Source organism: Marihabitans asiaticum, from assembly GCF_007828725.1.
Classification (GTDB): Bacteria; Actinomycetota; Actinomycetes; order Actinomycetales; family Dermatophilaceae; genus Marihabitans; species Marihabitans asiaticum.
In genome coordinates, this window is sequence record NZ_VIUW01000003.1 from 26,808 (window position 1) to 46,290 (window position 19,483).

Consider the following 19,483-nt stretch of genomic DNA (forward strand, 5'->3'; position numbering starts at 1 on the left):
CAGTCGGGCAGATCGGCAGGATCGTGCCGGTCTGGCTGGAGGTGGTGTCATGTGACTGTCGACGAGCCTATGGGATCCTGGGCGACTCAGCTGCAGGCACGGCGCCGCGAACTCGGCCTGCGGCAGCTCGATGTCGCGGAGCTGGCCGGGGTGTCGGAACGCTTCGTCCGCGAGCTCGAGTCGGGCAAGCCCACCGTGCGGATCGACAAGCTCGGCCCGGTCCTCGAGGTCCTCGGGCTGCGGCTCGTCCTGGCTCCGCGGGAGACGCCGTGACCTCGGCGGCCGCTCCGGACCCGCGCGATGTCCGGGTGGCGCACGTGCTCAAGGACGGGACGCCGGCGGCGACGCTCGAGCGCACGGCCGACGGAGTGCGCTTTGACTACCGTGAGGACTACCTGGCCTCCGGCGCCCGCGCCGTCGCGACCTCGCTACCCCTTCGCGACGAGCCGGTGCTCACATCGTCCGGAGCCGTTCCCGCGTTCTTTGCCAACCTCCTCCCGGAGGGTCGGCGTCTGACCGCGTTGCGGCGAGCAGTGAAGACGAGCGCCGACGACGAGCTCTCGCTGCTCCTGGCGGTGGGGTCGGACCCCGTGGGCGATGTGCAGGTGCTCGTCGAGCCTGCCGAGGCGCACGAGCCGGTCGTCGAGGTGTCCGGCTCCTTCGCGGAGCTGGACTTCCTCGAGCTGCTCGAGGCGCACGGGATCGGGGACCCGTCTGCTCTTGCCGGGGTGCAGGAGAAGGTGTCGGGGAGGATGCTCACCGTGCCGCTGGCGCACGCTGGCCGTGCTCACCTGCTCAAGCTCGAGGTTCCCGAGTTCCCTCTCGTCGTCGAGAACGAGGCATTCTTCCTGCGACTTGGCGCAGGCCTGCGGCACCCGGTGGCGAGCGCGGAGGTCGTGCGTGACCGGCACGGCCGACCTGGCCTGCTGGTCTCTCGGTTCGACCGCGTCGTCGGGGCCCACGGGCTGCAACGAGTGGCGGTCGAGGATGGCGCCCAGGTGCTCGGCGTGCACCCGGCCGACAAGTACTCGGTCACGATGGAGCGGCTCGCATCAGCGCTGGCGGGGGCGTGCCGCTCACGGCCGCTGGCGCTCCGGGCGGTGCTGCAGCAGGCGGCCTTCGCGTGGGCCACCGGCAACGGTGATCTCCACGCGAAGAACGTCTCGGTGCTCGGGGCTGCAGAGCGACAGGTGGCGCCGATCTATGACATCCCCTCGACGGTGCCCTACGGGGACTCGACCTTCGCCCTGCCCCTGGCGGGTCGAAGGGACAATCTCACCGCGAAGGCGTTTCGGACGTTCGGCAGCGAGATCGGCCTGCCTCAAGGCGTCGTGGATGGAGTCCTGACGGAGGTGGCTCAGCTGGTGAGCGGGCTTCCCGAGCAGCTGCTGGAGGGCGTGGTCCCGTGGGACGAGGGCCATCGGCGAGACATCGCGCGAGTGCTGAGGCGGCGGCGGCGTGATCTCACGGGCTAGCCGGACAGTGGAGGGCTCGAAGGCTTCGGTCGGCGCGGGTCGGGCGGAGGTATCGCGCCACGATATGAGACCTGGTGTCCACATCACGGGACGCCGTCCTAGTCTCGGGATATGACGACGACCCAGCCGGACCCCCCTTCGTCCCCGACCACGACGTCCCTCGACATCGCGGTGATCGGCGGCGACGGGATCGGCCCGGAGGTCGTCGCCGAGGCGCTGAAGGTGCTCGACGCCGCGACCAGCGAGGTCAGTGTCTCGAGCACGGAGTACGACCTCGGGGCCCGGCGCTGGCACGCGACCGGCGAGACCCTGCCCGACTCGATCCTCGAGGAGCTGCGCGGTCACGACGCCATCCTCCTCGGCGCCATCGGCGACCCGAGCGTGCCGAGCGGTGTGCTCGAGCGCGGTGTCCTGCTGCCGCTGCGCTTCGCGCTCGACCACTACGTCAACCTGCGACCGGCGAGGCTCTACCCCGGCGTGACGAGCCCGCTCTCGGCCGAGGTCACCGCCAACGGTCTGGACTTCGTCGTCGTCCGCGAGGGCACCGAGGGCCCCTACGTCGGCAACGGCGGCGCGCTGCGGGTTGGCACGCCGGCAGAGGTCGCCACCGAGGTCAGCGTCAACACCCGCTTCGGCATCGAGCGCGTCGTGCGCGACGCCTTCGAGCGCGCCCAGGCACGACCCCGCAAGCACCTCACGCTCGTGCACAAGCACAACGTCCTCGTCCACGCCGGGCACCTCTGGCGGCGCACCCTCGAGGAGGTCGGCGCCGAGTACCCCGACGTCGAGATCGCCTACAACCACGTCGATGCGGCGACGATCTACCTCGCGACCGACCCAGCGCGCTTCGACGTCATCGTCACCGACAACCTCTTCGGCGACATCATCACCGACATCGCCGCCGCCGTCGCCGGGGGCATCGGGCTCGCCGCGAGCGGCAACATCAACCCGAGCCGCGAGGCGCCGAGCATGTTCGAGCCGGTGCACGGCTCCGCCCCGGACATCGCCGGCCAGGGCCTGGCCGATCCCACCGCGGCGATCCTCTCCGCCTCGATGCTCCTGGACCACGTCGGCCACGGTGACGCCGCGGCCCGGGTCGAGGCGGCCGTGGCCGCCGACCTCGCCGAGCGGGGCGAGCGGGCGCGGAGCACCTCCGAGATCGGTGACGCGATCGCCGGCCGGCTCTGACCCCCTTCGCCCTCCCTTTCGTCACGCCGCCCCCTTCGCCCGAGGGGTCTGGGTCAGTCCTCTCAGGCGGCGCTCGGCGGTCCGATAGCCTGCCGACACCGCCCGTCCGGACCGCAGCCGCCCACCCGAAGCGGCCGCTCTCGCACCCTCCCAGGAGTCGACGATGACCCAGCTGACCTTCACCACCGAGCGTTCGAGCAACCTCGTCTCGGACATCGAGCGAGAGCAGATCCTCTCCGACCCGGGCTTCGGCACGACCTTCACCGACCACATGGTCACCGCGACCTGGACCGCGGAGCACGGCTGGCACGACGCCGTCGTCCGCGAGTTCGGACCGCTGCAGCTCAGCCCCGCCGCGGCAGTGCTGCACTACGCCCAGGAGATCTTCGAGGGCATGAAGGCCTACCGCCACGAGGACGGGTCGGTCTGGACCTTCCGTCCGGAGGCCAACGCCGCGCGGATGGCGCGCTCGGCTCGCCGGCTGGCCCTGCCCGAGCTGTCGGAGGAGGACTTCATCGCTTCGCTCACGGCGCTGGTGCAGGCCGACGAGAAGTGGGTCCCCGCCTACGGCACCGGAGAGACCAGCCTGTACCTGCGGCCGTTCATGTTCGCCTCCGAGGCCTTCCTCGGCGTCCGGCCCGCCCGTGAGGTCACCTACAGCGTCATCGCCTCGCCGGCCGGTGCCTACTTCAAGGGCGGGCTGAAGCCGGTCAGCCTGTGGGTCAGCCAGGACTACGCACGGGCCGGGGACGGCGGCACCGGCGCGGCCAAGTGCGGCGGCAACTACGCCTCCTCCATGGCCGGTCAGATCGAGGGTGCCGACCACGGCTGCGACCAGGCGGTATTCCTGGACTCGGCGACCCACACCTACATCGAAGAGCTCGGGGGCATGAACCTCTTCTTCGTCATGAAGGACGGCCGGCTGCGCACCCCTGCCCTGACCGGGTCGATCCTCGAGGGCATCACCCGCGACTCGATCCTCACCCTGGCCAAGGACCTCGACCTCGAGCCGGTGCAGGAGCGGATCGAGATCCAGGAGTGGAAGGACGGGGTGGTCTCGGGCGAGATCACCGAGATCTTCGCCTGCGGCACTGCCGCCGTCGTCACCCCCGTCGGTGAGCTGCGCTGGGACGGCGGGTCGGCGCCGTCCGGCTCGCCCGAAGGGGGAGGAGAGGTCACCAGGGCGATCCGCTCCACCCTCCTAGACATCCAGTACGGCCGGGCGACCGACACCCGGGGCTGGATGACGCGCCTCGTCTGAGCCGGCCGGATCATCCCGTGGACGCCTCGAGCACCCGCCCACGCCTCGTCGCCACCGACCTCGACGGGACCCTGCTGCGCAGCGACGGCAGCGTCTCCGACCGGACGGTGACCGCGCTTCGCGCGCTCGCGGGCGCCGGGATCGAGACGGTGCTCGTCACGGCCCGGCCACCACGGTGGATCGATGAGCTGGCTCACGTCGTCGGCACCCGGGGGGTGGCGTTGTGCGGCAACGGCGCCTTCCGCTACGACGTCGAGCGACGACGGGTCTTCGCCGAGCGGACGATCGAGCCCGGGGTCATGCGCCAGGTCACGGCCGACCTGCGCGAGCAGCTACCGGGGACCGGCTTCGCCGCTGAGCGCAGGAGCGGGCTGGCCGCGGAGCGGATGTTCGCCGCCATCCACGACCATCCCGAGGACCTCGTCACCACCGACCGGATCGAGGACCTCGACGACGAGCGGGCAGGCAAGCTCCTCGCGCGCAACCCGCACCTCACCGACGAGGAGTTCCTCCGCTGCGCCACCGAGGTGGTCGGCGAGCGGGTCGTGCTGGCCTACTCCGGCGCCGGCGGACTGGCCGAGATGTCCGCGCCAGGGGTGACCAAGGCCGCGGCCCTGGCCGACTGGTGCGCCGAGCTCGACATCGACGCCGCCGACGTCTGGGCCTTCGGCGACATGCCGAACGACCTGCCGATGCTGCAGTGGGCCGGGTCCTCCTTCGCCGTCGCCAACGCCCACCCCGACGTGATCGAGCTGGCCGACGATCAGTGCCGGGGCAACGACGACGACGGTGTGGCCCGCGTCCTGGAGTCACTGCTCAAGCGGTGAGCCGGGCCCGACGCGAACCAGGCCGCTCAGCATGTGGACCACTCTTCCCAGCGCATGGACACGCTGCAAGAGTGCACCCGTGATGCCCGACGTGATGACCACCGCTACCGCGGCCCTGATCATTACCTAGGCGCGTCGAGCCCCGCTCGACGCGCAGACCTCCCACACCCGGGGGGTCTTTCGTTTTCTCGGGCGGAGCTGGTGGTCGCCCGGAGGGCGATCAGGCAGGCGGCCCACCCACAGCCGGCACCTGGCGCGTCGAGACGGGGACCTCCCCCTTCGCCTCGAGACGAGCGACCCCAGGAGAGCCGATGAGCACCTTTGACGTCTACGACACGACGATGCGTGACGGGGCACAGCAGGAGGGGATCAACCTCTCGGTCGCGGACAAGCTGACCATCGCCCGCCACCTCGACGACCTCGGCGTCACCCACGTCGAAGGGGGGTGGCCCGGGGCCAACCCGAACGACACCGAGTTCTTCGCCCGAGCCCGCTCCGAGCTCGACCTGCGCAACGCGACCCTGGCCGCCTTCGGCTCCACCCGCAAGGCCGGCACGACCGCCGCCTCGGACCCCCAGGTGCAGGCCCTGCTCGACGCGCAGACCTCGGTCGTCACTCTCGTCGCGAAGTCCCACGTCGGACACGTCGAGCGCGCGCTACGCACCACCCGCGAGGAGAACCTCGCGATGATCGCCGACACCGTCGCCCACCTGCGCGAGCACGGCCGCACGGTGATGGTCGACGCCGAGCACTTCTTCGACGGCTACCTGCTCGACCGCGACTACGCTATGGACTGCGTCGCCGCCGCCCAGGACGCGGGCGCCGAGGTCGTCGCGCTGTGCGACACCAACGGCGGGATGCTTCCCGGCCAGGTCCACGAAGCCGTCGCCGACGTGCTTGCCGCGACCGGGGCGCGCCTGGGCATCCACTGCCACAACGACACCGGGTGCGCCGTCGCCAACAGCATGGCCGCCGTCGACGCCGGAGCCACCCACGTCCAGGGCACCATCAACGGCTACGGCGAGCGCACCGGCAACGCCGACCTCATCACCGTGCTCGCCAACCTCCAGCTCAAGCGCGGCATGGATCTCGTCGAGCCCTACCGGCTGCAGGACGCCACCCGCATCGCGCACGCGGTGAGCGAGGTGACGAACTACCCGCCGTTCTCCCGCCAGCCCTACGTCGGCGCCGGCGCCTTCGCCCACAAGGCCGGGCTGCACGCCAGCGCGATCAAGGTCGACCCCGACCTCTACCAGCACATCGAGCCCAAGGACGTCGGCAACGACATGCGGATGCTCGTCTCGGACATGGCGGGCCGGGCGACGGTCGAGCTCAAGGGGCGCGAGATCGGCGTCGACCTCTCCGAGGACGAGCCGGCCCTACGCCGCGTGCTCGCCCGGGTCAAGGAGCTCGAGCAGCGGGGCTACACCTTCGACGCCGCCGACGCCGGCTTCGAGCTGCTGCTGCGACGCGAGGTGGGCGGATCGGTCCCCGACTACGCCCAGGTCGAGTCCTGGCGGGTGATGACCGACGTGCGCGGCTCGGACGCCGCGGCGCTCTCCGAGGCGACGGTGAAGATGCACGCCGGCGGGCAGCGGGTGGTCGCCACCGGCGAGGGCAACGGCCCGGTCAACGCGCTCGACCACGCGCTGCGCCAGGCGCTCGGCGTGGTCTACCCCGAGATCGAGCAGCTCGAGCTCGTCGACTACCGGGTGCGGATCCTCGACGCCGCGCACGGCACCGACGCCGTCACGCGCGTGCTGATCGAGACGAGCGACGGGACGACCTCGTGGACGACGATCGGCGTGGCCGCCAACATCGTCGAGGCCTCCTGGGAGGCGCTGCTCGACGGCATCGTCTACGGCCTGAGCCGGGCGGGCATCCCGGCTCGCTGACCACCGCAGATTGCGCTCAGCTCTCGCGAGCCGCGTGTCAGGCCCTCCGAAGGCGGCCCGCGCGAGCTGCTAGCTCGACGAGTCGATTCGAGGCTTCCGTCGACGCCAGAGAAGCGCCCCGCTGTTCCCCTTCGCCCCCAGCTCAAGATGCTGCCAGCAGCACCCTGGTGAGCCAGCAGCATGTCGAGCTGCCGCTCGCTCACGGAACTGCTGCCAGCAGCATCTTGTGAGCGGGGGCGTGGGGGTGAGGCTCAGGCGGGATGCGCGGGGAGGGTGTTGATCGGGTGGTCGAGCACGCCCCAGAGGTGCTGCACGGCGTACGAGCGGTAGGGCTGCCAGACCTCGGCGCGAGCGGTGAGAGGCCTCGGCGCGTCGGGCAGGCCGAGCCCCCGAGCGGCGGCCCTCAGCCCCAGATCACCCGCGAGCAGCACGTCGGGGTCGCCCAGCGCCCGCATCGCCGCCGTCCCGGTCGTCCACGGGCCGATGCCCGGTACAGGGTCGAGAGCGGCGACGACCTCGGCCGGGTCGGGTGACCGGCCCCAGGGCGCGGCGGCGACGACGGCGGCGGCAGCCCTCAGGCTGTCGCGCCGACGGGCCGGCAGGCGAAGGAGCTCGTCCGGGGCGTCGGCGACCGCGGCGGCGGTCGGGAAGGCGCGCGTCAGACCCCCTTCGGGATCGACCACCGGCTCGCCGAGAGCCTCTGCGAGCCGACCCGCGTGGGTTCGTGCGGCGGCCGTGCTCACCTGCTGGCCGAGGACCGCCCGGACGACCGCCTCGCCGACGTCGGGCAGTCCGGGTACGCGTCGGCCGAGTGCGGCGGCGACGAGGGGCGCGAGCACCGGGTCCCGCGAGAGGTGCGCGTCGACCACCCGGGTGTCCCGGTCGAGGTCGAGCAGCCGCCGTGCGAGGGCGATGGCCTCCGCCTCGTCGGCGGGGTCGGTGAGCAGCAGGCGGACCGGCAACACGTCGGTCCCGGGTCGGACCGCGACGACGGCCGGGCCGTCGGCCAGTGTCAAGATGCGGCGGTAGGCGCCATCGCGCCACTCCTCGACCCCCGGCACGGCGGTCGCCACGAGGTGTCCGAGCAGGCTGTCCGGCCAGGTCGGCCCGACGCCCGTGAGCCGGGCCTCCACCGCCGTCCAGGTCATGGGCGCACCCTGCCATCCCCCCTTCGCCCCCACTCTCGAGGCGCTGCCAGCAGCATCTCGGCCAGATGGCGCGGACGACGGACGACGGACGAAGGGGGGTGGGCCAGGTGTCAGCGCTGCTCGACGTGCCCGAAACGGTGCCGGGTCCGGCTGATCGACTGCTCGCGCACGAAGGTGAGCAGCTCGCGCCGCCCGTTGGCCTGCACCTCGCCGTCGATGACGGTCAGCCGGGTCGGCGGGATCTCCCGCAGGCCCGCCGGAACGGTGCCGACGACGCGGACCCGCCCCGCGCGCCCGGCGGCGTCCAGGGCCCGGTGGACGAAGGTCTCGTCGGTCTCGATGCGCACCTGCACGTGCCCGAGGGTGCGGGGGAGGTCGAGGTCCGGGTGGGCCGAGACGAGCACCGGGGTCCTGGTCAGGGTCGCCGCGCCGAGGAGGCGGACCACGTCGGCGACATCGGCGTCGGCGCTCGCGCGGATCAGGACCAGCGGCATCGGCCGGTAGCGGAAGACGTTGCTCTCGACCCGCAGCCCGGTCTTGTCGTGCTCGACCCCGATCTCGTCGGCCCAGGCACGGGCGTCGCTGGCCAGGGCGGCGTCGATCATCTCCCGCCCGTCGCGCTCGACCCGCTCGCCGAGGGCGCCGAGGATCCCGTCGACGGTGCGCCGCACCGCGCCGGTGACCTCGTCTCCCTTCGCCGGGAGGCCGTCGCGCGACCAGGTGCCGAGCTGGGCGACATAGCTCGGCCCGCCCGCCTTCGCACCCGGTCCGACCGAGCTGGCCTTCCACCCGCCGAAGCTCTGCCGCTGGACGATCGCGCCGGTGATGTGCCGGTTGACGTAGGCGTTGCCCACCTCGACCCGCTCGGTCCAGGCGTCGATCTCGGCCTCGTCGAGGCTGTGGATGCCCCCGGTCAGCCCGAAGTCCGTCGCGTTCTGCAGCTCGATCGCCTCGTCGAGATCGTCGGCCCGCATCAGCCCGAGCACGGGCCCGAAGACCTCGGTGAGGTGGAAGAACGATCCCGGCCGGACGCCCTCCTTCAGCCCCGGGCTCCACAGCCGGCCGCTGTCGTCGAGCGGGCGGGGCTCGACGAGCCACCGCTCACCCGGCTCGAGAGTGGTGAGCGCGCGCAGCAGCTTGCCCTCCGGGGGCTCGATGACCGGCCCCATGCGCGTCGAGAGGTCGGCCGGGAAGCCGACCGTGATCGAGCGGACCGCGTCGATGAGCTGGCGGCGGAAGCGCTCTGAGGTCGCGACCGAGCCGACGAGAATGCCGAGCGAGGCCGCCGAGCACTTCTGGCCGGCATGCCCGAAGGCGCTCTGCACGAGGTCGGCCACCGCGAGGTCGTAGTCCGCCGAGGGGGTGACGATCAGCGCGTTCTTGCCCGAGGTCTCGCCGTAGATGCGCGACCCCTCCGCGCGGTCGTGACGCCAGCCGTCGAAGAGCTCCGCGGTGTCGGTGGCTCCGGTAAGGATGATCAGGTCGATGTCGTCGTGAGCGATGAGGTGCTGGCCTACCTCGTCCTCGTCGGTGCGCACGACCTGCAGCGCCTCGCGCGGCACGCCGGCGGTGTACAGCGCCTCGGCGGCGGCCTCGACGCACCCCGGCGTCTGCGGGGCAGGCTTGAGGATGACCGCGGAGCCGGCGGCGAGCGCGGCGAGGGGGCCACCGATCGGGATCGCGACCGGGAAGTTCCACGGCGGGGTGACGAGGACGACCGGGTGCGGGGTGAAGGTCGCACCGTCGCTCATCGGCCCGTCCTCGAGCTCCTCGGCGCGGTCGGCGTAGTACCGGGCGAAGTCGGCGGCCTCGGAGATCTCCGGGTCGGACTCGCCGACGGTCTTGCCGGCCTCGGAGGACATCACGGTGAGCAGCTGCTCGCGCCGCGCGTCGAGCTCACGGGCCGCCTCGCGCAGGACCGCCGCTCGTTCGGCCGCGGGCCGTGCCGCCCAGCTCTGGTGCGCGGACCGGGCGGTGCGCACCACGTCGTCGACCTCGGCGGTCGAGGACAGGTGCGGAGACCAGAGCGAAGGGGGCTCGCTCGCCACGGCGCGCGCCGCCCACTCGCGGTTGGCGGCCAGCGCTGGGTCGGAGTCGGGCGTGCCGGCGAAGGTGTCCCCGATCTCGGCCCGCTCGGGCACCCTTCGCGGGCCGGTCGAGGTGGTCTCGATGTCGGCGATGCTCGCGCGGTAGCGACGCTCCTGCTCGGGCATCGACTGCGGCTCGTCCTCGGCGAAGAACGCGTGCAGGAAGTTCTCCTTCGACGCGTTCTCCTCAAGTCGGCGCACGAGGTAGGAGACGGCGGCGTCGAAGTCCTTCGGGTCGACGACGGGGGTGTAGAGGATGACGGTGCCGACGGTGTCGCGGACCGCGCGGGCCTGGCTCGGCGACATGCCCTGGAGCATCTCGACGTCCATCGCCTCGCTCACTCCTCGGCGCTCGGCGAGGAGGTGGGCGGTCGCGAGGTCGTAGAGGTTGTGGCTGGCGACGCCGAGGCGGACCCCGGCCTGCACGGCGTCGGGGCGCAGGGCGCGCTCGACGCAGCGCAGGTAGTTGGCGTCGACCTCGGCCTTGGTCTCGTACGGCGCCCGCTCCCAGTGGTGCAGCTCTGCCTCGACCTGCTCCATCGCGAGGTTGGCCCCCTTGACGAGGCGGATCTTGATCCCGGCGCCGCCCTCGGCGCGGCGCCGCTGGGCGAAGTCGATGAGGCGCTCCATCGCGGGCAGCGCGTCGGGCAGGTAGGCCTGGAGCACGATGCCGGCCTCGAGGTCGGCGAACTCGGGTTCGGAGAGGATCGACTCGAAGACCTGGATGGTGAGGTCGAGGTCGCCGTACTCCTCCATGTCGAGGTTGACGAACTTGCGCGGGCTGGCCTGCGCGGCGACCCGGTAGAGCGGGCGGAGCCGCTCGACGCAGCGCTGCACGGTGCCCTCGGTGTCCCAGGTGTCGATCTGGCTCACGAGCGAGGAGACCTTGATCGAGACGTAGTCGACGTCGTCGCGCTCGAGGAGCTGGCGGGTGCGGTCGGTCCGCGCCTGGGCCTCGTGGTCGCCGAGGACCAGCTCGCCGAGGAGGTTGATGTTGAGGCGGAAGCCATCCTCACGGGCGGCGGCCAGGTGCCTGGCGAGGGTCGGGTCGCCGACGTCGACGAGCAGGTGGCCGACCATCTGGCGCATGCGGGCCTTGGCGATCGGGACGACGACCTTCGGCGCGACCTTGGCGGCGATCGACCCCAGCTTGAGCAGTCCGGTGTCGACCGGGCCGAGGAAGGCCGCATCGGAGGCGGTGAGGCGGGTGAGCTCCTTCGCCGCCGCCTCGGGGTCCTCGGGTCGGACCACCCGGTCGACGAACCGCACGGCGAGGTCCAGGCCCTCGGCGTCGGAGAGGAGAGAGGCGAGCTGGCGGGTGGTCGCCGCCTCCTTCTTCGTCTCGCCGGCCTCGGTCGCCGCCGCCCAGCGGTCGGCCAGGGCCACGGCGTCGTCGGCCAGGCTGGCGAGCTCGCCGACCACAGCGGACGGCGAAGGGAGGGTGGTCGGCTCAGAGGTCGTCATCCTCCGACCATAGGGCCGACGTGTGGGCTCGGCCACCGGCAGCTGTCTGGCAATCTAGGTACTCTGTCAGACATCTGTATGAGGAGTTCCGGTGAGCGACATCCAAGAGGTCGTCGACGAGGTCTCGACCCTGCTGGGCGTGCCGGTGACGCTCGAGGACCGGCAGCTCAGGCTGCTCGCCTTCGCCGCACAGCCAGAGGCTGCCGACCCCGTGCGGACCGAGACGATCCTCGGGCGGGGTGCCTCGGCGGTGACCCGCGAGTGGTTCGAGTCCTTCGGGATCGCGACGGCCACCACAAGCGTGCGCATCCCGGGTGACCCTCAGCGAGGCACCGGGCCGCGGGTCTGCCTGCCGCTGCGGGCCCAGGGACGGGTCCAGGGCTATCTCTGGGCGATCGAGGGAGCGGGTACTGCCCTCGGCGCACCGGAGCTGGAGCGGGCGCTCGAGCTCGGCTCGGTCGCGGCCGAGCTGCTCGCCCGTCAGGCCGCGACCCGGCGCCATCGCGCAGGGCTCCTGCACGAGCTGCTCGCCGCCACCCGGGCCACCGAGCGCACCGCGGCACGAGCGCTGGCCGAGCAGCTCGGCGTCCAACCCGAGACCGGCGCCGCCGTCATGGTCTTGACGGCGACGGTGACGCTCAGCGCCGCCGACGTGCAAGGCCTAGGAGGCCTGCCGCACCGGGTCGCGGTCGCCGGGGAGTCCGGTGCCATCACCGCGCTCGTCCCGGTGCAGGCCGGGCGCGAGGAGGAGGACGTGCGCCGGGTCGTCGACATCGCCACCCGCGCGGCACAGCGACACGCATCCCAGGAGGGACTGGTCGTGGGTGTCGGCGCGGTCCACCCCCTCGCCCAGGCCGCCGCCTCGCACCGCCAGGCGCAGGCGGCGGCGCAGGCCGCCCGCCTCACGGGGATGGGTGTCGTCCACGAGGGCTCGGGGACCAGCGTGGCCCGTTGGGACGATCTCGGGGTCTACCGCCTGCTCGGACGGCCCGACGCCGACCTCGTGCTGGACGCCGCGCGGACCCCGGCAGTCTCGGCGCTCCTGCAGGCTTGCGACCCCGAGCTGATCCGCACGGCCCGGACCTATCTCGACCTCGCCGGCTCGGTCGCCCGGACCGCGACCAGCCTCGGCCTGCACCGCCAGAGCGTCTACGCCCGCCTCGCCCGGATCGAGCAGATCACCGGTCGTGACCTCTCCGACGGCCGGGATCGTCTCGAGCTGCACCTCGGGCTGGCGCTCGCCGCTCCTGCCCCGGCGTCGCGTCCGGTCACCTCGGCAGGGCGCTGAGGACCTCGATCAGGCGCGACCGAAGGGCGTTGGACCGGTTCGCGAAGTCGCGCTGCCGAGCGAGGTAGTCCGCCTTGCCGACGGCGGTCTCCACGGGCACCGCCGCGATGCCGTAGGCCGAGACGTCGTACGGCGAGGCGGCCATGTCCAGCTCGCGGATCTCCAGGGCCAGCTCGAAGGCGGCCAGCGTCAGGTCGGAGGGCACGAGCGGGCCCAGCTTGAAGCACCACTTGTAGACGTCCATCCCGGCGTGGAGGCACCCGGGCTGCTCCAGCTCGGTCTGGGTCTCGCGGGTGGGGCGAAGGTGGTTGCGCGGAGCCGCCGCGCCGGTGAAGAAGCGGTAGGCGTCGTAATGGCTGCACCGCACCTGGTGCCGCTCGACCACCGCGTCGGTCTCGTCCTGCCCCAGCCGGAGCGGGAGCTGCTCGTGCCGGCGCTGACCCTGCTCGAGGCGGTAGACCATCGCCCACTCGTGCAGCCCGAAGCACCCGAGGTGCGGGTCTCTCGCCAGGGTCGCCCGGAGCAACCCCTGGACGAAGCCGATCGTCGACGACCGGCGAGCGCTCACCCCTTCGACGTCGACCCAGGCCGACCCCGCGCTGTCGGTGAGGTACCCCACCCAGGTGCCGTGCTGGCCCGCCGCGTCCACCAGCACGACACCGGGGCCGGGGTGCCAGCGACGCAGCTGGGCGGGACGGTGGTTGTAGTACTCGAAGAGGAAGTCCTCGACGGGGTGCCGGTGCCCGAGCGCCCGACGTCGCCGGCGGCCGGCGGTGAGCTGGTCCACCCGCTGCGCGTGCGCGCGGGCGAGGGGTCGCCACTGCTCCGGCGTGAGGCTGCTGGACATGCGACCAGTGTGCCCACGGCATTCCGCAGGCGGGAATCCTCGGGTAGCGTCCTCGCATCGCGTGCTCGGGGCGTCTGCGCCCCGGGGCGGCTGCGCACCCTCGCCCGGCCCCTCCCGTGGACGCAACGGACTCCTCGGAGGAGCAGGAATGCACCGTCGCATCCACGCCGCTCTCATCACGGCACTCTGCGCTCTGCTCGTCGCGCTGGTCGGTCCGGCGCCCGCGTCGGCCGAGCCCGCGCAGGACGGACCGTGGTACCTGGCGCTCGGTGACTCCTACGCGGCCGGCTACCAGCCGGGGGAGGGGGACGACCTGACCGGTGGCTACGCCGGCGAGGTGCGCGAGGCTCTCGCCGAGACCGCAGCCGGCGCCCGGCTGGAGAACCTCGCCTGCTCCGGCGAGCGGATCGGCACCCTGCTCGACGGCGGCCCGTACTGCGCCTACGAGGGCTCGCAGCGCGACGCGGCGATGGCTTTCCTCGCCGAGCATCCGGACACAGCGCTGATCACCCTCGACATCGGCGGCAACGACGTGCAGACCTGCGTCGAGCGCTCGACCGGGGCGATCGACCTGCCCTGCCTGCAGGAGGGCCTGGCCACGATCCAGACCCGCCTCCCGGAGCTGCTGTCGGACCTGCGCGCAGCCGCTCCGGACGCGCAGATCGTCATCACCAACTATCCCGACGTCTTCCTCGCCGCATGGCTGACCGGACCCGCCGGGCAGGACGTCGCGCGACTCTCGGTGACGCTGAGCGAGAGCCTGGACCAGATCTACGCCGGGGCCGCTGCGGCCGCGGGAGCCGACTTCGCCGACGTCGGTGACGCCTTCCGGACGCGCGACTTCGAGCCGGTGGTCCAGGACCCGACCTACGGCGAGATCCCGGTCAACGTCGAGCGCATCTGCACCCTGACCTGGATGTGCTCCCGCGGCGACATCCACCCCAACGACGCCGGGTACTCGCTCATCGCCTCGGTGATCGCGCCGCTGCTCGAGCCGGTCCAGGCATCGCCCTCGCCGACCCCGACGACCAGCTCGCCGACCCCGAGCACCGACCCGACCCCCGGCGAGGGGACCACGACGAGCCAGGTGCCCGGCGAGCCGAGCGCGAGTGCCGACCCGCAGCGACCGGCCGCCGTCCAGACCGACGGCGGCTCCTCACCGCACGTGGCTCTGGTCGTGGCGCTGCTCGCGCTGGTGGGTGCGGCGCTGCTCGGCGCCGCCGGGAGGGTCCGCCGCCGCTCCGGCGCCTCGCACTGACCCTGGGGCCGTACGCCCTATCGTGGGTGGTGTGCGAATCGCGAGGTACACCACGGGAGATGACCCGGTCTACGGTCTGGTCGACGGCGCAGGGGAGAAGATCGCCGAGGTCACCGGCGACCCGCTCTACCAGCGGATCGAGCTGACCGGAGCGACCACCACCGTCGAGGACGTGCGTCTGCTCGCGCCGGTGATCCCCCGCAGCAAGATCATCGGCATCGGCCGCAACTACCGCGACCACGCCGCTGAGATGGGCTCGGAGGTGCCGGACGAGCCGATGATGTTCCTCGTCCCCAACACCGCGGTCGTCGGCCCGGGGGAGCCGGTCGTCATCCCGGAGCTGACCAAGGAGGTCTCCTTCGAGGGCGAGCTCGCGGTGATCATCGGGCGGATGTGCAAGGACATCGAGCCGGAGGAGGTGCGCAAGGTGATCTTCGGCTACACCATCGCCAACGACGTCACCGCCCGCGACCTCCAGCGCGGCGACGGGCAGTGGGCCCGCGCCAAGGGGCTGGACACCTTCTGCCCCCTCGGTCCCTGGATCGAGACCGACCTCGACCCTCAGGACGTGCGGATCGTCACCACGCTCGACGGCGAGATCCGCCAGGACGGGCACAGCTCCGACATGGTCCACGGTGTCGCCGAGCTGATCTCCTACGCCAGCAAGGCCTTCACCCTGCTCCCCGGCGACGTCATCCTCACCGGCACCCCGGCCGGGGTGGGGCCGGTCGTGGCCGGCCAGCGGGTCGAGGTCGACATCGACGCCATCGGGACCCTTGCCAACCCCTTCGTCTCGGCCGAGCGCTGAGCGCTCCTACCCGCCGCGCAGGACCGCGACGAGGAAGGTCGACTCGTCGGTGAAGGGACGCAGGTCCCAGCTGGAGAGCAGCAGCTCCTCGACGAGGCCGACCTCGGCCGCGTCGGAGCGGAAGCGCGCGAAGGGGTAGTCCCGCCCCTCCCCGAAGCCGACGACGAGCCGCCCCTCGGGCGCGAGGTGGGCGGCCATCCGACGCAGGACCTCGACGCGGGTGCTGGGGGCGAGGAAGGTCATGACGTTGCCCGCGCAGACGATCGCGTCGAAGGGGGCCTCGATGCCGGCGGCCGGGAGGTCGAGGTCGGTGAGGTCGCCGGCGAGCCAGGTCGGACCGGGATGGTCCTCCTCGGCGGCCGCGACGAGTGCCGGGTCGTAGTCGACGCCGACGACGGTGTGCCCCTGGCGGTGGAGGTACCCGCCGACCCGGCCGGGGCCGCACCCGGCGTCGAGCACCCGGGACCCCCGCTCGAGCATCGCGTCGATCGTCCGCGCCTCGCCGACGACGTCCTTGCCGGCTCGCTCCATCGCCCGGAACCGCTCGATGTACCAGGCCGAGTGCCCCGGGTTCTCCTCGAGCCTGCGCTCCCAGAGGTTCGCCTCGCGCGCCACCAGCTGTGCTCCCTTCGTCGCCGGTCTCGCTCGGACCGGACCGGACCGGTGCTCTCCGCGACGCTACTCCCCGACTTTCACCCGTCCGCGGACGGTCACGCTCGGCGCCGCGGCTACCATCGATCGCATCATGAGCACCCCCTCCGCACCTGAGAACCTCCCCTCCGACGGCGCCGTCGTCCCGGCCGAGATGCCCGACTCGGCCGTCGGTGGCCCCGACGCCACGCCGAGGCTGCGCGTCGCGCCCTCGCCCACCGGCGACCCGCACGTCGGCACCGCCTACATGGCGCTGTTCAACCTCGCCTTCGTCCGGCAGGAGGGGGGGCGCTTCGTCCTGCGCGTCGAGGACACCGACCGGGCCCGCTTCAACCCCACGAGCGAGGCCCAGCTCTACCAGACCCTCACCTGGCTCGGCCTGACCTGGGACGAGGGGCCCGACATCGGCGGGCCGTACGCGCCCTACCGGCAGAGCGAGCGGCTCGACACCTACCGGCCCTACGTGCAGCGGCTCATCGACGACGGTCACGCGTACTACTGCTGGTGCAGCTCGGAACGGCTGGCGGCGATGCGCGACAAGCAGCAGAAGCTCAAGCAGCCCACCGGCTACGACCGGCTCTGCTACGGCAAGACCCAGGAGGAGCGGGCCGAGCTCGACGGCTACAGCGAGACCCCGGTCGTGCGGATGCTCGTGCCGGAGGACGCGCCGACGACCTTCGAGGACGTCATCCGGGGCACCGTCTCGGCGCCGCGGCCCGACGACCAGGTGATCCTCAAGGCCGACGGCTTCCCGACGTACCACCTCGCCGTCGTCGTCGACGACCACGAGATGGGCATCACCCACGTCGTGCGCGGCGAGGAGTGGATCAGCTCGACGCCCAAGCACGTGCTGCTCTACCAGTGGCTCGGGCTGGAGCCGCCGAAGTTCGCCCACATGCCGTTGCTGCGCAACGAGAACAAGTCCAAGATCTCCAAGCGCAAGAACCCGTGGGCGCGGCTCACGTGGTTCGAGGAGCAGGGCTACCTGCCCGAGGCCGTGGTCAACTTCCTCGGGTTGCTGGCCTACCCGCCGGCGAAGGGGGAGGACGGCACCGAGGTCGAGAAGTTCACCTTCGCCGAGTTCAGCCGCGACTTCGCCTGGAGCAAGGTGAACACGGTCGGGCCGATCTTCGACCTCAAGAAGCTGGACTGGCTCAACGGCCAGTACATCCGCGACCTCGAGCTCGGCGACTTCGCCTCGCGGCTGATCCCGTTCCTCCAGCGAGAGGGCGTGCTGGGGGAGAACCCGTCGATGGGTGAGCTGGCCCGGCTGAAGAGCGTGGCCGAGCAGATCCAGACGCGGATCAACCTGCTCTCCGAGGCGGCGCCGATGGTCCGGCCCTTCTACACCTCCGACGAGGAGCTCGAGATCTCCGAGGACGCTCGGGCAGGGTTGAAGGAGGATGCACCTCAGGTGCTCGACGCCGCGATCGAGGCGTTGGAGGGCCTGGAGTCCCCGAAGGGCGTGCTGGGCGAGGCTCGTGAGCGCAACCAGTGGCACGCCGAGCAGATCGAGGCGATGCTGCGTGCTGCGGTCGTCGACGGGTTGGGCCTCAAGCCCCGCGTCGCCTTCGGGCCGTTGCGGGCCGCGGTCTCGGGGCAGCGGATCAGCCCGCCGCTCTTCGAGTCGATGGAGATCCTCGGCAAGGCCTCGACCCTGACCCGCCTGCGCCGGCTGCGCGGCGACCTGCGCTGAGGTTGCCGCCCGCGCCGATCGGCTCACCGATTTGAGCCCGCCCGGCGCGGGGGACTACTATCGACCCTCGGTGCGCTGCCCGCGCGGGTTCTCCTTCGGGAGAAGAACGAAGGGGCAGTGATACCCCTTGGGGTATGGTGTAATTGGCAACACAGCTGATTCTGGTTCAGTCGTTCTAGGTTCGAGTCCTGGTACCCCAGCGCTGAGGCTCTCGCCCGACGGGCGAGGGCGACGAATTCGGAGATTTCCCTCCCGGCAGGTATGGTTCTCTCCGTTGTCCGCACGGCCGACAGGCCGCGCAGAGCAGCATGGCCCCGTTGTGTAGTGGCCTAGCACGCCGCCCTCTCAAGGCGGTAGCGCGGGTTCGAATCCCGTCGGGGCTACGCCAGTCGAGACCCCCAGGACCATCGGTCCTGGGGGTCTTCGCATGTCCGGTGGCACCCCCTTCGCAGACGTCGCTTTCGCAGATCCCCGGGGAACCTCACGTCGCAGATCCCCGGGGAACCTCACGTCGCAGATCCCCGGGGATCTGCGCAGTACGAGCGATGACCGTTGGTCTGAGGTTCCCCGGGGATCTGCGCAGTACGAGGGGTGACCGTTGGTCTGAGGTTCCCCGGGGATCTGCGCAGTACGAGCGATGACCGTTGGTCTGAGGCTCCCCGGGGATCTGCGAAGGGGAGGGTGGGCGGGAGTTGGAAGGTGGGTCTACTCGATGTCGCGGTCGGCGGCCTCGGCGGCGCGGGCGTGGCGCTCGAGCACCTCGGTGAGCTTGTTCGCTCCGGCGATGACGGTGGCCGCGTGCATGCGACCGGGCTGGCGGGAGAGTCGCTCGATGGGTCCCGAGATGGAGACCGCGGCGATGACCCGGCCGGAGGGTGATCTCACCGGCGCCGACACCGAGGCCACGCCAGCCTCGCGCTCGCCCACGCTCTGTGCCCACCCTCGGCGGCGCACCTGCGAGAGCACCGTCGCGGTGAAGGCCGCGCCATGCAGCCCCCGGTGCAGGCGGTCCGGCTCCTCCCAGGCGAGGAGGACCTGGGCGGCAGAGCCCGCCAGCATCGACAGGGTCGCGCCCACGGGGATGGAGTCCCTCAGGCCCACCGGTCGCTCCGCTGCGGCGACGCACACCCGGTGCTCGCCCTGCCGGCGGAAGAGCTGTGCCGACTCGTTGGTGTGGTCGCGCAGGGCACCGAGGACCGGGTTGGCCGCGACGAGCAGCTTGTCCTCACCGGCCGAGGCGGCGAGCTCTCCGAGCCGGGGGCCGAGGATGAAGCGTCCCTGCATGTCCCGCCCGACGAGCCGGTGGTGCTCGAGCGCGACCGCCAGCCGGTGCGCGGTCGGCCGGGCCAGGCCGGTCGCCGTCACGAGCTGGGCAAGGGTCGACGGGCCGGCCTCGAGGGCGCTGAGCACGACGGCGGCCTTGTCGAGGACGCCGACACCACTTCCGTTGTCCATGTACTGATACTTACATCTCATTTCGTGAGACGCAATACCGGTCGGTGTGACCTCGGTGGGACTCTCGCGATCTGGCGCCGTCCGCCCTGGGTGGGCCCGCGAGCGACCAGGCCGAGAACGTCTTTCACGAGAGCA

The 19,483-nt window shown here is 71.9% G+C and carries 15 protein-coding genes and 2 tRNA genes; 12 read left to right on the forward strand and 5 right to left on the reverse strand.

The window, feature by feature from the left end:
* Positions 1 to 51 precede the first annotated feature (51 nt).
* The 6 genes from FB557_RS08285 to cimA all read left to right on the forward strand — a co-directional run bounded on the left by FB557_RS08285 (position 52) and on the right by cimA (position 6,646).
* Positions 52 to 273 (forward strand): helix-turn-helix transcriptional regulator, encoded by a 222-nt coding sequence (locus FB557_RS08285; protein ID WP_246074603.1) that lies wholly within the window; start codon positions 52 to 54, stop codon positions 271 to 273.
* Positions 270 to 1,475: a type II toxin-antitoxin system HipA family toxin gene (locus FB557_RS08290; protein ID WP_144857160.1), complete on the forward strand. Its 1,206-nt coding sequence runs from the start codon at positions 270 to 272 to the stop codon at positions 1,473 to 1,475. The genes FB557_RS08285 and FB557_RS08290 overlap by 4 nt, the downstream gene beginning before the upstream one ends.
* Before the next feature lie 111 nt (positions 1,476 to 1,586).
* Positions 1,587 to 2,663, forward strand: a complete 1,077-nt coding sequence (locus tag FB557_RS08295; protein ID WP_144857161.1) for a 3-isopropylmalate dehydrogenase — start codon at positions 1,587 to 1,589, stop codon at positions 2,661 to 2,663.
* 163 nt (positions 2,664 to 2,826) lie between these two features.
* Entirely contained in the window at positions 2,827 to 3,924 is a 1,098-nt protein-coding gene (locus FB557_RS08300; RefSeq protein WP_144857162.1) for a branched-chain amino acid aminotransferase, read from the forward strand.
* Between the two features lie 17 nt (positions 3,925 to 3,941).
* Positions 3,942 to 4,751 (forward strand): HAD family hydrolase, encoded by an 810-nt coding sequence (locus FB557_RS08305; RefSeq protein ID WP_144857163.1) that lies wholly within the window; start codon positions 3,942 to 3,944, stop codon positions 4,749 to 4,751.
* Positions 4,752 to 5,062: 311 nt separating this feature from the next.
* Positions 5,063 to 6,646: a citramalate synthase gene (gene cimA, locus FB557_RS08310; protein ID WP_144857164.1), complete on the forward strand. Its 1,584-nt coding sequence runs from the start codon at positions 5,063 to 5,065 to the stop codon at positions 6,644 to 6,646.
* Positions 6,647 to 6,897: 251 nt separating this feature from the next.
* On the opposite strand, the gene FB557_RS08315 is transcribed toward cimA, so the two are convergent.
* The gene (locus FB557_RS08315) at positions 6,898 to 7,794 is read right to left on the reverse strand and encodes a DNA-3-methyladenine glycosylase family protein (RefSeq protein ID WP_144857165.1); all 897 of its coding nucleotides are present in this window, start codon (positions 7,792 to 7,794) and stop codon (positions 6,898 to 6,900) included.
* 110 nt (positions 7,795 to 7,904) lie between these two features.
* A complete protein-coding gene (locus tag FB557_RS08320; RefSeq protein ID WP_144857166.1) occupies positions 7,905 to 11,345 on the reverse strand; it encodes a bifunctional proline dehydrogenase/L-glutamate gamma-semialdehyde dehydrogenase in 3,441 nt (1,146 codons plus the stop codon).
* Positions 11,346 to 11,436: 91 nt separating this feature from the next.
* Here FB557_RS08320 and FB557_RS08325 point away from each other — a divergent pair, with 91 nt between their 5' ends.
* On the forward strand, positions 11,437 to 12,633 hold the full coding sequence (locus FB557_RS08325) for a PucR family transcriptional regulator (RefSeq protein ID WP_144857167.1): 1,197 nt from the start codon (positions 11,437 to 11,439) through the stop codon (positions 12,631 to 12,633).
* Here the strand turns inward: FB557_RS08325 and FB557_RS08330 are convergent.
* Entirely contained in the window at positions 12,614 to 13,480 is an 867-nt protein-coding gene (locus FB557_RS08330) for a 3-methyladenine DNA glycosylase (protein ID WP_144857168.1), read from the reverse strand. The genes FB557_RS08325 and FB557_RS08330 overlap by 20 nt on opposite strands.
* A 148-nt stretch (positions 13,481 to 13,628) precedes the next feature.
* Between FB557_RS08330 and FB557_RS08335 the strand changes: the two genes are divergently transcribed.
* Entirely contained in the window at positions 13,629 to 14,738 is a 1,110-nt protein-coding gene (locus tag FB557_RS08335) for an SGNH/GDSL hydrolase family protein (protein ID WP_170236247.1), read from the forward strand.
* Positions 14,739 to 14,769: 31 nt separating this feature from the next.
* Positions 14,770 to 15,546, forward strand: a complete 777-nt coding sequence (locus FB557_RS08340; protein WP_144857170.1) for a fumarylacetoacetate hydrolase family protein — start codon at positions 14,770 to 14,772, stop codon at positions 15,544 to 15,546.
* A gap of 6 nt (positions 15,547 to 15,552) precedes the next feature.
* On the opposite strand, the gene FB557_RS08345 is transcribed toward FB557_RS08340, so the two are convergent.
* Positions 15,553 to 16,161 carry a class I SAM-dependent methyltransferase gene (locus FB557_RS08345; RefSeq protein ID WP_246074605.1) on the reverse strand — a complete coding sequence of 203 codons (609 nt, stop codon included), beginning with the start codon at positions 16,159 to 16,161 and terminating at the stop codon, positions 15,553 to 15,555.
* Between the two features lie 190 nt (positions 16,162 to 16,351).
* Here FB557_RS08345 and gltX point away from each other — a divergent pair, with 190 nt between their 5' ends.
* The 3 genes from gltX (at position 16,352) to FB557_RS08360 (ending at position 18,276) form a co-directional block, all read left to right on the forward strand.
* Positions 16,352 to 17,893, forward strand: a complete 1,542-nt coding sequence (gene gltX / locus FB557_RS08350) for a glutamate--tRNA ligase (protein WP_281290056.1) — start codon at positions 16,352 to 16,354, stop codon at positions 17,891 to 17,893.
* Between the two features lie 128 nt (positions 17,894 to 18,021).
* A tRNA-Gln gene (locus FB557_RS08355) sits at positions 18,022 to 18,093 on the forward strand.
* Between the two features lie 110 nt (positions 18,094 to 18,203).
* Positions 18,204 to 18,276 (forward strand) — tRNA-Glu (locus FB557_RS08360).
* 322 nt (positions 18,277 to 18,598) lie between these two features.
* Here FB557_RS08360 and FB557_RS08365 read toward each other — a convergent pair.
* A complete protein-coding gene (locus FB557_RS08365) occupies positions 18,599 to 19,348 on the reverse strand; it encodes an IclR family transcriptional regulator (RefSeq protein ID WP_144857172.1) in 750 nt (249 codons plus the stop codon).
* Positions 19,349 to 19,483: the final 135 nt, after the last annotated feature.

What these genes read in the sequence shown, in the direction of transcription:
- FB557_RS08295 (WP_144857161.1), top strand. Translation starts at nt 1,587, where the DNA reads ATGACGACGACCCAGCCGGACCCCCCTTCGTCCCCGACCACGACGTCC.
- FB557_RS08300 (WP_144857162.1), top strand. Translation starts at nt 2,827, where the DNA reads ATGACCCAGCTGACCTTCACCACCGAGCGTTCGAGCAACCTCGTCTCG.
- cimA (WP_144857164.1), top strand. Translation starts at nt 5,063, where the DNA reads ATGAGCACCTTTGACGTCTACGACACGACGATGCGTGACGGGGCACAG.
- FB557_RS08315 (WP_144857165.1), bottom strand. Translation starts at nt 7,794, where the DNA reads ATGACCTGGACGGCGGTGGAGGCCCGGCTCACGGGCGTCGGGCCGACC.
- FB557_RS08320 (WP_144857166.1), bottom strand. Translation starts at nt 11,345, where the DNA reads ATGACGACCTCTGAGCCGACCACCCTCCCTTCGCCGTCCGCTGTGGTC.
- FB557_RS08330 (WP_144857168.1), bottom strand. Translation starts at nt 13,480, where the DNA reads ATGTCCAGCAGCCTCACGCCGGAGCAGTGGCGACCCCTCGCCCGCGCG.
- FB557_RS08335 (WP_170236247.1), top strand. Translation starts at nt 13,629, where the DNA reads ATGCACCGTCGCATCCACGCCGCTCTCATCACGGCACTCTGCGCTCTG.
- gltX (WP_281290056.1), top strand. Translation starts at nt 16,352, where the DNA reads ATGCCCGACTCGGCCGTCGGTGGCCCCGACGCCACGCCGAGGCTGCGC.
- FB557_RS08365 (WP_144857172.1), bottom strand. Translation starts at nt 19,348, where the DNA reads ATGGACAACGGAAGTGGTGTCGGCGTCCTCGACAAGGCCGCCGTCGTG.